At 72.8% G+C, this 14,044-nt stretch carries 11 protein-coding genes; 5 read left to right on the plus strand and 6 right to left on the minus strand.

The features are described from left to right. Positions 1-129 precede the first annotated feature (129 nt). The 6 genes from KYT88_RS01495 to KYT88_RS01520 form a co-directional block, all read right to left on the minus strand. On the minus strand, positions 130-1,323 hold the full coding sequence (locus KYT88_RS01495) for a helix-turn-helix transcriptional regulator (RefSeq protein ID WP_043585927.1): 1,194 nt from the start codon (positions 1,321-1,323) through the stop codon (positions 130-132). Between the two features lie 161 nt (positions 1,324-1,484). Then, a complete protein-coding gene (locus tag KYT88_RS01500) occupies positions 1,485-2,426 on the minus strand; it encodes a ferritin-like domain-containing protein (RefSeq protein ID WP_043585721.1) in 942 nt (313 codons plus the stop codon). A 227-nt stretch (positions 2,427-2,653) separates the two neighbouring features. Further along, positions 2,654-3,196, minus strand: a complete 543-nt coding sequence (locus KYT88_RS01505) for a hypothetical protein (RefSeq protein ID WP_011931566.1) — start codon at positions 3,194-3,196, stop codon at positions 2,654-2,656. Positions 3,197-3,416: 220 nt separating this feature from the next. After that, a complete protein-coding gene (locus KYT88_RS01510) occupies positions 3,417-6,596 on the minus strand; it encodes an alpha-mannosidase (RefSeq protein ID WP_043585719.1) in 3,180 nt (1,059 codons plus the stop codon). A 67-nt stretch (positions 6,597-6,663) separates the two neighbouring features. Next, entirely contained in the window at positions 6,664-8,007 is a 1,344-nt protein-coding gene (locus KYT88_RS01515) for a 6-phospho-beta-glucosidase (protein WP_043585717.1), read from the minus strand. Beyond that, positions 8,004-8,750: a DeoR/GlpR family DNA-binding transcription regulator gene (locus KYT88_RS01520; RefSeq protein ID WP_043585715.1), complete on the minus strand. Its 747-nt coding sequence runs from the start codon at positions 8,748-8,750 to the stop codon at positions 8,004-8,006. Before KYT88_RS01520 ends, KYT88_RS01515 begins: the two co-directional genes overlap by 4 nt. A gap of 206 nt (positions 8,751-8,956) precedes the next feature. On the opposite strand from KYT88_RS01520, the gene KYT88_RS01525 reads away from it, so the two are divergent. The 5 genes from KYT88_RS01525 to KYT88_RS01545 all read left to right on the plus strand — a co-directional run bounded on the left by KYT88_RS01525 (position 8,957) and on the right by KYT88_RS01545 (position 14,018). After that, on the plus strand, positions 8,957-9,979 hold the full coding sequence (locus tag KYT88_RS01525; protein ID WP_051629319.1) for a carbohydrate kinase family protein: 1,023 nt from the start codon (positions 8,957-8,959) through the stop codon (positions 9,977-9,979). Between the two features lie 76 nt (positions 9,980-10,055). Continuing rightward, positions 10,056-11,342, plus strand: a complete 1,287-nt coding sequence (locus tag KYT88_RS01530; protein WP_043585713.1) for an ABC transporter substrate-binding protein — start codon at positions 10,056-10,058, stop codon at positions 11,340-11,342. Beyond that, a complete protein-coding gene (locus KYT88_RS01535) occupies positions 11,339-12,337 on the plus strand; it encodes a carbohydrate ABC transporter permease (RefSeq protein WP_043585711.1) in 999 nt (332 codons plus the stop codon). Before KYT88_RS01530 ends, KYT88_RS01535 begins: the two co-directional genes overlap by 4 nt. Then, positions 12,334-13,257, plus strand: coding sequence for a carbohydrate ABC transporter permease (locus KYT88_RS01540; RefSeq protein WP_043585709.1), 924 nt, complete (start codon positions 12,334-12,336; stop codon positions 13,255-13,257). Before KYT88_RS01535 ends, KYT88_RS01540 begins: the two co-directional genes overlap by 4 nt. After that, positions 13,254-14,018 (plus strand): glucosamine-6-phosphate deaminase, encoded by a 765-nt coding sequence (locus KYT88_RS01545; protein ID WP_043585707.1) that lies wholly within the window; start codon positions 13,254-13,256, stop codon positions 14,016-14,018. Before KYT88_RS01540 ends, KYT88_RS01545 begins: the two co-directional genes overlap by 4 nt. Positions 14,019-14,044: the final 26 nt, after the last annotated feature.

The following is a 14,044-nucleotide window of genomic DNA, read 5'->3' on the forward strand; positions in this document are numbered from 1 at the left end:
CCGCCTCGTCATTCAGACGCATGCGCCGGGTGGTTCGGCACGCGGTTCAGGTGACTCCCAGGGAGCGCGATCACCGCTTCGCCTCCCGGACACCGATCGGGGCGGGAGCGGACACCGCGCCGACACCCGTCAGCCGCGCAGCGTCGCGCTCGGCAGCTCGCCGAAGCGCTCCGCGTAGGACGCGGCGAACCGGCCGAGGTGGCCGAAGCCCCACTGCTCGGCGACCGCCCGCACGGTGGTCGCGGTGGGCGACGCGTCGCGCAGCTCGGCGTGCACGCGGTCGAGCCGGATCCCGCGGAGCAGCGCGCTCGGGGTCGTGTCCTCGTGGCGGCGCACGGCGAGCTGGAGCACGCGCGTGCTGATCCCCGCGGCCCGGGCCGCGTCCGCCGGCGTGATGGGCCGGTCGGCGTGGTGGTGCAGGTACTCGATGGCGGCGCGGACGGCGCTCATGCGTGGCGCCCGCATCTCCGCGCTGAACGGCACGTCGTGCCACGGGAACAGCTGGAGGGTGGCGCGCGCGACGAGGAGGCCGGCCTGCATCCTCAGCAGCGGGCTCGACGTGGCGTCCTGCAGCACGGGGCTGGCCTCGCCGACCGCGCCACGCCATGCGGCGGTCTGCTCGGGCGACGGCGGACGGGTGTGGTCGAAGACGAGGGGGCGCGAGCGGCCCTCGTGCAGCTCCGCGGCTGTCTCCTCGAGGAAGGTCGCGTCGATGTGCACGAGGTTCTGCACGGCCGGCTCCGAGCGGAAGCTGAACGACCGGCCGGAGGGCAGGAGGAAGGGACGGGATCCGCTCGAGCGCACCTCGTGCGAGCCGACGTCGACCGCGCCCGACCCCTCGCGCCACCAGGCGACGACGTAGTCGGGCAGCACGGGGATCCGACCCCAGTGCTCGGCCGGGAACACCGACGAGCGGAGGGTCACGTTCTCGTCGCCGACGAACGAGTACCGGTACGAGAAGTCGCCGGGTCCCTTCGCGGCGCGGAAGTCGGTGCCGGGGAAGAGGGCGCCGTAGCGCGCGACGGCCTCGTCGATGTCCGTGCCGGCCATGTGGCCCCGGCGGAGCGCGGGCGCGGGGGCCTCGGCGGCCCAGTCGGAGAGGTCGGCGGTCCGCTCGTCGGAGCGCGCGCCGCCCTCGTGGGGCGCGATGGTGTCGACGGTCGCGTGGCCGTCCTGCGGGCGAGCCTGGCGTCCGGGGCGTCCCGGCGTCGCCTGACCGGCGTCGTCGCCGGCCCGCTCGTCGTCCGATGCGGGCAGCGCGTGCAGGGCGTGCAGGGGGGACGCGGTGCGGTGACGCCCGTCGGGCGCGGTGGCGGTGCTCATGGATCCTCCGTCCTGCGCGACCGGGATCCGATCGCGTGTCATGGAGTGGACGTTCCCGGCGGCGCGTTCGTCACGCTTCTCGGTGTGGTCCCGCGTCCACCGGTCGGGCCGGACGCGGCCGGTCGGGACGCCCAGACGGCGTCCCGACCGGCGCGCTGCCGCTAGTTCGCGGCGCTGGTGGTGATGCTGCCGTTGATGCCGGCCGGGTAGAACCCGCCGCGGTTCACGGCCTTGCTGTTCAGGTACACGATGTTGAGCACCTGGCCGGTCGTGCGGCTGAACGCGATGCTGTTCGCGTCCGTGGGCACGAGGTTCGCGCCGCCCGAGACCGTGATGCCCTGGTCGAGGTCGGTGCGCCCGTCGAGCGAGTCGCGCGCGTTCGAGATCGCGTTGGCGGGTGCCGCAAGGCCGCGGGCGAACAGCTGCGAGCGGATGATGCCCGCGTGGTAGGCCTCGACCGCGAGGATGCCGGCGGCCGCCTCGAGGTAGGTCTTGTTCGTGATGAGCGGCGCGGCGCCCTTGTACGCGGTCACTCCGACGTCCTCGAAGATGAAGGAGGCCAGCAGGAAGTTCTCCTGGTTGGCGAACGCGTCGAAGGTCTGGGTGCCGCTGATGAGGCCGGCGGCGCGGGCCGCGGCCGTGAACGCGGCATCCAGGTTGATCGCGGGACGCGCGACCCGCGCGGAGCCGAGGGCGGCGCGCAGGAACTTGACGTGCGCCTTCTCGTCCTGCGCGATCTCGTACGCGTACTGGCGGATCGCGTAGTCCTGGAACTGGACCGCGCGGCCGCCGGTCACGGCGCCAAGGGTGCCGACGCCCGTGGTGTCGTTCGGGACGAGGCCGTTGCCGGTCACGGCGCGGAGGTAGAACTCGGCCTCGAGGTACTCGAGGTTGAGCGCGAAGTTGAGGACGGCGGCGTCCGTCACCGCTCCCGCGTCGGCCTCGGCCTGGGCGTCGGCCGCCTGGGCTCCGGTGGCGGGGATCAGGGCCGCGGCGCCGACGCCGAGTCCCGCGATGCCCGCGGCGCTGAAGAAGCGACGGCGATCCAGGGGCGACTGCGCGCTCCGGTCGATGGCCTGGGTGATGAACTGCTTGTCGAACATGGGCACGCTCCGAGGAGGTCGGCGGTGCGCCTGGCTAGTCCAAGGGCATCCGCGGTGCTCACGATCCGCCCGAATCTTCTTGTGCGCAATGGCTTAGCCCCCGCCTTCTGCTGGGATCCGATCCCGGGCTACCGGTATGCGGGGCCAGGCCCCGCGTCCGGGGGTGGCGCCCCGGCAGCACGACGGCGAGGCGCCCGTGGGCACCCCGCCGCCGTCCGGTGTCGCGACTAGCTGCGGAAGCGGTCGACCCAGCCGGCGATCGGGCGCTGCTGCTCGCCCTGCTGAGCAGCGAGGATCACGAGCACCGCCGTGAGCGCGGGGATCGCCCACTGCAGCGCCTTCTGCTGCTTCTGCGCGCTGGCCAGCTCGTCCGAGGTGCCGGCGCCGGGCTCGGTCGTGCCCGCGGCGCCCTCGTCGGCGTGCTTCGCCATGCGCGCGCCGACGAGCGCGGAGTACAGCGTCACGCCCGCTGCGCCGAGCGTCAGCACGGTCTTGGCCTTCGTGTTGGTGCGGGCCTCGCCCTGGAACTTCAGGCGGTCCTTGTTGGCGGCGATGAGGCCGAGCCCGCCGATGGCGTGCGCGCCGAGGGCGGCGAGCTGCACGGGCGCCCAGCGGGCCCAGCCGATGGACGCCAGGCGCACGCGCTCCTGCGGCTGCTTCGCCTTCGCGGCCGCGCCGTTGAGGCCGACGGCGCCCATGAGGGATCCGCCGAACCAGGCCGCGAGGCCGAGGTCGTGCATGCTCCTGATGACGGTGTTGCGTTCTGACATGGTGCTTCTCCCGGTCGTCGTCGTGGCCGCCCGCCGGGCGACCGCTGTCTGTGAGCTGGACGCTACGCCCGGGATCGCGCAGTGTGTCGGCGGGCGGCGGATGCTCAGCCGGAGGGGGCGCGATGCTTCGCCAGGAGGACCTCGAGCCGCCCCTGACGACGACGAGGGCGCGACCCGGCACCTGCCGGATCGCGCCCTCGTCGCATGAGCGGATCGCGCGTCAGGCCCGGTGGATCCGCACCGTGATCACCTGGAACGCCCGCAGCACGAGCCGCACGCCGCGGCCGTCGGCCTCGGGCTCGAATGCGATGGAACGCGGGAAGCCCTCGCCGAGCGGGCGCTCCAGCACGTCGACCTCGGTGAAGCGGTCGGCGGCGAGGTGCGCCTCGAGCCGCGTGGCGGCGCGCGCGCCCGTGGACTCGTAGAGCCGCACGATCACGTCGCCCGAGCCGTCGTCGGCGAGCTTGAGCGCCTCGATCCGCACCGTGCCGCCGTGCACCGAGACGAGGCCCGCGGCTGTGGGCAGCGAGGTCGGGACGACGCCGGCGGCCGGGGCGGCCGCGACGGCGGGCGCCGCCTCGGTCGCGTCGCCAGGCCGCACCACGCGCACGGGCAGGTTCTGCTCGAGCCCCGCGTCCACCGCGCCCTCGATGCCGACGCCGGGCACGAGCGCGTACTCGAACCGGTGGTGGCCGATGTCCTGCACGGGGTCGGGGGAGCGCGCGGCCCGGACCAGGCTGATCCGCAGCTCCGTCTCGACCTCGCCCGTCGCGCCGACCGAGCGCGTGATGTCGTGGCCGTAGCTGCCCGCGTTGGTGAGCGCGACGCCGTAGCCGGGCTCCTCCACGTGCACGAAGCGGTGCGCCATGACCTCGAAGCGCGCCTCGTCCCACGACGTGTTCGTGTGCGTGGGCCGGCGGACGTGCCCGAACTGGATCTCCGCGCTGTGGTGCTGCGCGTGGATCGTGAGCGGGAAGGTCACCTTGAGGAGCTTCTCGTCCTCGAGCCAGTCGAGGTCGGCCGTGGCGTGGATCCGGGCGTCGTCGGCGTGCAGCGACACCCGCTGCACGACGCGCGAGCGCCCGAACTGGCGGACCACCTCGACGGTCGCGCGCAGCGGCGAGTCCTCGACGAGCTCGACCGACGCCGCCTCGACGAGGTCGGTGCGGCTCGCGCGGTAGTGCGCGTCGACGTCCCACGCGTCCCACGCGGTGGGGATGTCCTCGTGCAGCTGGAGCAGGTTCGCGGCGCGGCCCTCGGGCACGAGCTCGCGGTCGGCGTGCCGCAGGTCGACGATCGAGGTGATGAGGCCGTGCGCGTCGAGCGTGACGCGCAGCAGGCCGTTGTCGAGCACCGTGCCGCCGTCGGCGCGCGTGGTGACGACCGGCGAGACGGGCTCCACCGCGACGAGCGGCGCGATCCCGCTGCCCGGCACCGCGACGAGCGCGGACGCGGATCCGTCCGCCGCCTCCACGAGCGCCGTGCGCGCGTGGCCGGTCGAGTTCACCGCGAACGCGCCGGATCCGTCGCCCTCGCCGTCCGCGACCGCCTGCGCCGTGACGCGCGCGATGGCGTCGGCCACGAGCGCGTCGAGCTCGGCGAGGCTGCGGGCGTAGTCCTCCTCGTTCTCCCGGTGCACCCACGTGATGGATGAGCCGGGGAGGATGTCGTGGAACTGCTGCAGCAGCGTCTGCTTCCAGAGCCGGTCGAGCGCCGCGTACGGGTACTCGGCGCCCGTGCGGACGGCCGCGATGGTCCACCACAGCTCGGCCTCGCGCAGGCGGTGCTCGGCCTGGCGGTTGCCGCGCTTCTCGCGCGCGTGCGACGTGAACGTGCCGCGGTGCAGCTCGAGGTACAGCTCGCCGACCCACACGGGCGCGTCCGGGTACTCGGCCTCGGCCTTGCGGAAGAACTCGTCCGGGTGCTCGACGATGACCTTCGGCGACCCCTCGAGGTCGGCCGTGCGGCGCTGGCGCTCCATCATGTCGCGCGTGGGCCCGCCGCCGCCGTCGCCGTAGCCGAAGGGCGCGAGCGACATCGTCGCCTTCCCCTTCTCCCGGAACTGCCGCACGGCGTGGTGCGTCTCCTCGGCCTCGAGCGTGGAGTTGTAGGTGTCGATGGGCGGGAAGTGCGTGAAGATCCGCGACCCGTCGATGCCCTCCCAGAAGAAGGTGTGGTGCGGGAACGTGTTCGTCTGGTTCCAGGACAGCTTCTGCGTGAGGAACCAGTCGAGCCCCGCGAGCTTCGCGATCTGCGGGAACGACGCCGTGTAGCCGAACGAGTCCGGCAGCCACACGCCGTGGGTCTCGACGCCGAGCTCCTCCTGGAAGAAGCGCATGCCGTGGGTGAGCTGGCGGATCATCGCCTCGCCGCCCGGGAGGTTGCCGTCGGGCTCGATCCACATGGATCCGACCGGGTACCAGGTGCCGTCGGCGATGGCCTGCTTGATCCCCTCGAACACCGTCGGGTAGTTCTCCTTCACCCACACGTACTGCTGCGCCTGCGAGCACGCGAAGCGGAAGTCGGGGTACTGCTCGGCGAGCCGGAGCACGTTGGAGAAGGTGCGCGCGGTCTTGCGCTTCGTCTCGCGGATGGGCCAGAGCCACGCGCTGTCGATGTGGGCGTGGCCGACGCCGCTCAGCGTGTGGGCGCTCGGGACGGCGGGGCGGGAGAGCACGTCGGCGAGCTCGGCGCGGGCGGCCGCGGCGGTGCCGACGATGTCGTCCATCGCGAGCACGTCGAGCGCGCGCTCGATGGCGCGCAGCACCTCGTGGCGGCGGGGCTCGGTCTCGGGCAGCTCCATCAGCAGCTGGTAGAGCACCTCGACGTCGAAGCGCAGCGCCCACACCTCGGGCTCGAACACGGCGAGCTCGGCCTGCCGGAAGCGGTAGATGGGCTCGGCGGGCGCGGTCGCCTTGTCGCCGTAGGGCGTGGGCACGAACTCGTTGACGAGGATGTCCGGGTTGCCCGCGGCCTCGACGAGGAAGCGCACCTGCTCGCCGCCCGCGGCCTCGTCGGCGAGGCGCACGTAGGTGTTGCGCGGGTGGATCCCCTTGACCGGCACGCCGTCCATGGTGTGCACGAGGCACTCGGCCTGGTTGCCCGGCCAGTCGCCGATGAAGCCGGGGTCGATGAGCAGCTCGACCGTGCGGCCGGCCCACTCCGCGGGGATCTCGCCGGTCACCTCGAACCACCACGTGGACCACGCGCGGCCCCACGGCTCGCCGAGCGCGAAGGGCGCGTACTCCTGCTGCATGGCCTCGGCGACGGGCACGGGCTCGTCGGGTGCCATCCAGGCGCGGAGGGTCACGGGCGTCTTCGACGAGTAGACGGCGGGTGTGATCCGCTCGTCCAGCGCGCGGAGGATGCGCTCCTGGACGAGCTTCTGGTTCTGGTGCATGGGGTGTCCTTCGGGAGGTCGGGATGCAGGCAGTCGGGTGGGCGCGGCGGGCCGGGAGGGCCGGGCGTCAGCGCAGGTAGGAGAGCGCCGGGAACGCGTGCATCGCGTCCTCCAGCAGGGAGCGCGCGACCGTGACGGAGTCGACGAGCGGGTGGTGCGCGAGCGCGCGGACGGCGGCGGCGCGGGATCCGCCGAGGCCGGCCTCGATGGTCTGCCGCTCCACGTACTTGGCGTTTGTCACGAGGCCCACGCCGAAGTCGGGCAGCTCCGTGCCGGCGACCGGATGCGCGCCCGAGGCGTCGACCACGCACGGCACCTCGACCACGGCGTCGGCATCGAGGGCCGCGAGCGTGCCGCGGTTCCGCACGTTGAGGATCAGCCGGGCGCTCTGGTCGTACGCGATGCCGCGCATGAGCGCGATCGCGACGTCCTCGTAGCCGCCGGAGACGAGGTCGTCCTCGTCGCGGTCGCCCATGCCGGCCGACTGCCGGTTCGTGGCCATGTAGGTGGTCTCGCGGTCGAGCCGGGTGCGCTCCCACAGCGCGAGCGCGGACACGTCGTGCCGGTGCTCGAGCTGCTCGTAGAACCGGCCCTGCTGCTCCACGAGGAACGCGCCCCGGGTCTGCGCGGCGAGCTGATCCGCGTGCCGCACCTCGCGCTTGAAGTAGTAGTAGTGCAGGTACTCGTTCGGCACGGCGCCGAGCTCGGTGACCCACTCGGCGCCGAAGAGCCGGCCCTCCTCGAACGTGCCGATGAGGTCGGGCCGGGCCATGAGGTCCGGCAGCACGTCGCGGCCGTCGACGCGGAGGCCGCGCAGCCAGCCGAGGTGGTTGAGGCCCGCGTAGTCGATGACCACGTCGTCGCCCGCGACGCCGAGCGCCCCGAGCACGCGGCGGGCGAGGCCGATGGGGGAGTCGCAGATGCCGATGACGCGGTCGCCGAGCACGCGCGACATGGCCTCGGTGACGACGCCCGCCGGGTTCGTGAAGTTGATGACCCAGGCGTCGGGGGCCTGCACGCGGATCCGCTCGGCCAGGTCCATGACGACCGGCAGCGTCCGCAGCGCGTACGAGATGCCGCCGTATCCGACGGTCTCCTGCCCGATGACGCCGTGCGCCATGCCGAGCCGCTCGTCGCACGAGCGCCCGGCCATGCCGCCCACGCGGATCGCCGAGAACACGAACGCGGCGCCCGCGAGCGCCTCGTCGAGGTCGGTGTGCAGCGTGATCACGGGGGCGTCCGCGTAGGCCGCCGCCTGCTCGGCGAGCACGCGCGCGACGGCCGTCAGGCGCACCTCGTCGGTGTCGTAGAGGGCCACGTGGTCGACGCGACCGGCCTCGTGGTCGCGCAGCAGCGCCGAGTAGACGAGCGGGACGCGGAAGCCGCCCCCGCCCAGGATCGTGAGCCTCATGCGACGGTCACCGACACTCCCTTGTCCGCGAGGCCCTGCGACACCCGCTCGTGCGGGGCGGCCTCGGTGATCAGCTGCGTCAACGACGCGGTGGGGGCGACACGGCCGGCGCCGGTGCCCGGGAACTTGGAGGAGTCGGCGAGCACCGTGACCCGGTCGCTCATCTCGGCCATCGCGCGCTTGATGGGCACCTGGGCCATCGTCGTGTCGCGCAGGTCGCCGTTGTCGGCGATGCCGCTCACGCCCACGAACGCGTGGTCGGCGTGCAGCATCCGCAGGCTCTCGGCCGTGAGCGGTCCGGACACCGAGCGGTAGACCGGATCCCAATCGCCCGGCAGCAGGATGAGCCGGACGCTCCGGTCGTCGCGCAGCACGTCGAACGCGGCGACGTTGGCGGTGATCACCGTGAGGGCCCGGCCGCGCAGCTGCTCGGCGAGGTGCAGCGTGGTGGTGCCGATGTCGAGCACGACCGACTGGCCGTCCTGGATCTGCGCCGCGGCGGTCCGCGCGATGCGCTCCTTGGCCTCGCGGTTGACCTGCTCGACCTCGGCGAAGGGCGCGTCGACCTCCACGAGCACGGCGCCGCCGTGGGTGCGCCGGAGCGCGCCCTGCTCGTCGAGGCGGGCCAGGTCGCGGCGGATGGTCGCGTCGCTCGTGCCGGCGGCCTCGGCGAGCTCGGCGACCGTGGCGCTGCGGGTGGCGCGCAACCGGTCGAGGATCACGAACTCTCGGGCGTCTCTCATGAAGTGAACATTAGCGCGCAGGATCAGTCAGAAACAATCTCGTAATGAACAAGGTCTTCCATCCATGTGCTCACATGGGCTAGAAACGTCACTACCGGTCGGCGGGCACCCGTCGACCTCGTCCCGCTGGCAGCGTCGCCGTCGGCGGACCCGCACCGCTCGCCGCCGAGGCAGCGTCGCGGCCCACCCGAAGGAATGAGGTCCTCGTGCCCGCAGCCACGCGTACCGAGCAGGCTCCCGCCGACCGGACCCCCGCCGGGCTGCTCGTCGTCGGACAGCTCTTCGCGGACGTCGTGTTCGGCGAGCTGCCGGGCGGACCGCGGCCGGGCCACGAGATCTGGACATCGTCCTTCGGGCACGGCCCCGGCGGCATCGCGAACTTCGCGGTCGCCGGCGCGCGCCTCGGGGTGCCGACCGCCATCGCGGCCGCCGTGGGCAGGGATCCCTTCTCCCTCCTCGTGCGCGCCGCGCTCGCCGCCGAGGGCGTGACGCTCGACCACCTGGTGACACTCGAGGACTGGGCGCTGCCCGTCACCGCGTCGCTGAGCTACGACGACGACCGCGCGCTCGTCACGGGCGGAGTGCCCTGCCCGCTCGACTCCGACGAGCTGGTGCCGGGGGAGGTGCCGGCCGCCGCCGCGGCGCTCGTGCACCTGGATCCGCACCGCAGCTCCTGGATCGGCCGTGCCGCCGCCGCGGGCACCGACGTCTACGCCGACGTCGGCTGGGACCCGTCCGAGCGCTGGGACCCCGCCATCCTCGACCAGCTCGACGACTGCCACGCCTTCATCCCCAACGAGCTCGAGGCCGCCGCGTACACGGGCACCGGCTCTGCCGTGCAGGCCGCCCGGGCGCTCGCCGCCCGCGTGCCGCTCAGCGTCGTGACGTCCGGATCCCGCGGCGTCGTCGCCGTCGACGCGGCCCGCGGCGAGGAGGTCGTGCGGCCGCCGCTCGCCGTCCGCGCGATCGACGCGACCGGCGCGGGCGACGTGTTCGGAGCCGCGCTCGCCGCCTCGGCCCGTGCGCCGTGGACGCTGACCCAGCGCATCGACTTCGCGTGCCTCGTGGCGGGGATCACGGTCACGCGCCCCGGCGGCGCGTCCGGAGCCCCGCGGCTCGACGAGCTCGTGCCCTGGCTGCGCGCGCATCCCGAGGCCGCCGAGCCCGGCCGCTACGACTACCTCGCCGACGCCCTCGAGCATCCCGACGGCGCCCGCCTCCTCGCCTGACGCGGGCCGCCCCGCGCGGCCCACCCCTCCGACACCCGCTCCCGACACCCTCATCCCCACCGAATCGAGAACCACCATGTCCCTGCCCCCCACTCGCCGCTCCCGCGCCCGGCGCATCGTCGTCGGCGTCGCGACCCTCGCGCTCCTCGCGCCGGTCCTCGCCTCCTGCTCGTCCACGTCGGGGTCCTCGGCGGGCGGCCAGCTCGACCTGTGGATCTGGCCGGACGGCCTCAGCCAGACGGTGCTCGACAAGGTCCCCGCCGAGGTGCCCGGCACGACGCTCAACGTGTCCACCATCGGCGGGGACTTCAAGCAGAAGCTCGTCACCACGTTCACGGGCCGCTCGGGCCTCCCGTCCGTCACGGGCGTCAAGGGCGAGGACATGCCGTACTTCCTCAGCGAGGACGGCCTCTTCGAGGACCTCGACCAGCTCGGCGCGAAGGACGTGACCGACCAGTACCCCGCGTGGAAGCTCAAGGAGGCGACCACGAAGGACGGCCAGCTCATCGGCCTCCCCATCGACATCGGCCCCACCGCCCTCTACTACCGCGCGGACGTGTTCAAGAAGGCCGGCCTGCCGAGCGAGCCCGCCGACGTCGCCGCGGCCACCGCCACCTGGGACGACTACTTCGCGTTCGGCAAGAAGCTCAAGGCGGCCACCGGCGGCGCGATCTTCGTGGACGCGTCCGACGTGTTCACCAAGTCGCTCGGCCAGGGCACCACCCGCTTCGTCGACGAGGACGGGGACTTCACGGGCGACAGCGACACCGTCAAGACCGCCTGGGACCGCGCCGTGCTCGCCTGGAAGGACGGCCTCACCGCGAACGTCACCGACGGCAGCCCGGACTGGGCCTCGGCCATCAGCAACGGATCCCTCCCCGCGCTCCTCGGCGCCTCCTGGTACCAGGCCGACCTCAAGAGCGCGACCGCGGACACCTCGGGCGACTGGCGCGTGGCGCCCATGCCCGGCGGCCCGGCCAACATCGGCGGCTCCTTCCTCTCCATCCCGTCCGGCACCAAGGACCCGCAGGCGGCCTTCGCCGTGATCAAGGACGTGCTGAGCGAGGACAACCAGGTCACCGCGTACGCCGACAAGGGCATCTTCCCGTCGGCCACCGCCGCCTACGACTCCCCGGAGCTGCAGAAGGGCGACGACTTCTTCGGCGGCCAGTCGACCGTCGGGATCTTCGCCGACGCCGCCGCCAAGATGCCCACCGCCTACACGAGCCCCTACGACAACCAGGTGCAGGCCGCGTTCGTCACCGAGCTGCAGAACGTGACGTCGCTCGGCAAGGACCCCGACCAGGCCTGGACCGACGCCGTCGCCGCCGGCGAGGCCGCCCTGAAGACCGCGAAGCAGTGATCCCCGTCGCCGTCCGCCCGGGAGGGCGTCCACCCGCGCCCTCCCGGGCGGGCGCGGGCACCCGCGGGCTCCGCCGCACGTGGCCGTACTACGTCGCCATCGCGCCGTTCTTCGTGCTGTTCGCGATCTTCGGCCTGTTCCCGGCGCTCTACTCGCTCGTGCTCTCGTTCCAGGACTGGAACGGGCTCGGCACGGCCAAGTGGGTGGGCCTCGCGAACTTCCAGGCCCTCGCGGCCGACGCCACGTTCTGGCTGTCGATCAAGAACACGCTCATCATCTTCGCGCTGTCGACGTTCCCGATGATGGCGATCGCCGTGGTCGTCGCGGCCATGCTCAACTCGGCGAAGCGGCTCAGCACCTTCTACAAGATCAGCTACTTCGTGCCGAACGTCACGAGCGTGGTCGCGATGGCGGTGCTCTTCGGATCCATCTTCGGCGACAGCTTCGGGCTCGTGAATGCGGGGCTCCGCGCGATCGGCCTCGATGGGGTGGCGTGGCTCTCGACGCCGTGGGCGATCCAGGTGACCATCGCGATCCTCATCACGTACCAGTGGACCGGCTACAACGCGATCATCTTCCTCGCGGGCATGCAGGCCATCGGCACCGAGGTCTACGAGGCCGCCAAGCTCGACGGCGCGGGCGCCATCCGCACCTTCTGGTCGGTGACGCTGCCGCTGCTGCGCCCCACGATCCTCTTCGTGCTCGTGGTCTCGACCATCACGGGCCTGCAGAGCTTCACCGAGGCGCAGGTGCTCACGGCCTCGTCCAGCACGACGAACCCGAACTCGGGCGGCGCGGGCCAGGCCGGCCTCACGACCGTCCTGTACTTCTACCAGCAGGCCTTCAACTACAACCGCTTCGGCTACGGCGCCGCCATCGCGTGGGGCGTCTTCCTGCTCGTGGTGATCTTCTCCATCATCAGCTTCCGGCTCGGGTCGGAGAAGAAGGAGAAGGTCGTGCGCGCGCCCGGCACGAGGAAGGGGCACCGCGCATGAGCGCCACCGTCCACGCCGCGGGATCCGCCGCGGCCCGGGTCGCCGACCAGGCATCCGGGCGTCCGCGCGCCGAGCGCACCGGCCGGCCCGCGGGTCGGCGCCAGCTGCCGCCCGGCCGGGTGATCCTGCACGGGATCCTCTTCGCCGGATCCATCGTCAGCCTCTTCCCGCTGTACTGGCTCGTCGTGATGGCGAGCAACACCACGAGCGACATCTACAAGTCGCCTCCGGTGCTCGTGCCGGGGCCGTACCTGTGGGACAACATCCAGGCCGTGTTCCGCACGATCGACTTCGGCGGATCGCTCATGAACACCGTGATCGTCGCGGTCTCCGTCACGGTGCTCGTGCTGTTCTTCGACTCGATCGCCGCGTTCACGTTCGCGAAGTACGAGTTCCCCGGCCGGCGCGCGCTGTTCGCGCTGCTGCTCGTGACCTTCATGCTGCCCGCGCAGCTGTCGGTGATCCCGCAGTTCGTCACGATGATCAACCTCGGCTGGGTCGGCCAGCTGCAGGCGCTCATCGTGCCGGCGGCGGCGAACGCGTTCGGCATCTTCTGGCTGCGGCAGTTCATCATCTCGAGCGTGCCGGACGAGCTCATCGACGCGGCCCGCATCGACGGCGCCGGGTTCTTCCGGCAGTACCTCACGGTGTGCCTGCCGCTCATCCGGCCGGGCCTCGGGTTCCTCGGGATCTTCACCTTCATCGCCGCGTGGAACGACTACCTCTGGCCGCTCATCGTGCTGAACGACCCGGGCACGCTGACGCTGCAGGTGGCGATGAGCCAGCTGAACAGCGCCCACGGCAAGGACTACGGCATGGTCATGGCGGGCGCCCTGCTCGCGGTGATCCCGCTCATCGTCGTGTTCCTCATCGGCGCGAAGCAGTTCATCGGCGACATCGCGAAGGGCGCGCTGAAGTGACGGCGGCGTCGGCACGGCCGCCGCGGATCGTGACCGTGGAGGACCAGGCGGCCCTCGGCGACGCGGCGGCCGACGTGGTCCAGGCGTTCCTCGGCGAGGACCCGGCCGGCGTGCTGGGGGTGGCGACCGGATCCAGCCCCGAGCCGCTCTACGCCGAGCTCGCCCGGCGGCACCGGGAGCGCGGCCTCGTCACCGACGGCCTCTCGCTCGTGGCGCTCGACGAGTACGTGGGGCTCCCGGCCAGGCACCCGCAGTCGTACCTCGCGTTCGTGCTCGCGCGCATCGCCGGGCCGCTCGGCGTGCCGAGCGCCCGCGTGATCGTGCCCGACGGCACGGCGGCCGACCCGCGCGAGGCGGCGCACGAGCACGAGCGGCGGATCCTGCGGCTCGGCGGCGCGGGCCTGCAGATCGTGGGCATCGGCGCCAACGGGCACCTCGGCTTCAACGAGCCGGGGTCGCCGTTCGACGGGGTCAGCCGCGTGGTCCGCCTCGCGGAGGGCACGCGGCGCGACAACGCGCGGTACTTCGGCGGGGATCCCCGCCGCGTGCCGACGCACGCCATCACGCAGGGGATCGCGACGATCATGTCGGCCGGGCGGATCCTGCTGGTCGCCTCGGGCGCGCGGAAGGCCGACGCGCTCGCGGCGGCGCTCGCCGGGCCGGTCACGGAGGACGTGCCCGCCTCGATCCTGCAGCGGCACCCGCGCGTGACCGTCGTCGCCGACCGGGCCGCGCTCGCGGGCCTCGTGGCGCTCGCCTGACCCTCACCGCACTGCAAGGCACAGCA

The organism is Clavibacter sp. A6099, assembly GCF_021919125.1.
Taxonomy (GTDB): Bacteria; Actinomycetota; Actinomycetes; order Actinomycetales; family Microbacteriaceae; genus Clavibacter; species Clavibacter seminis.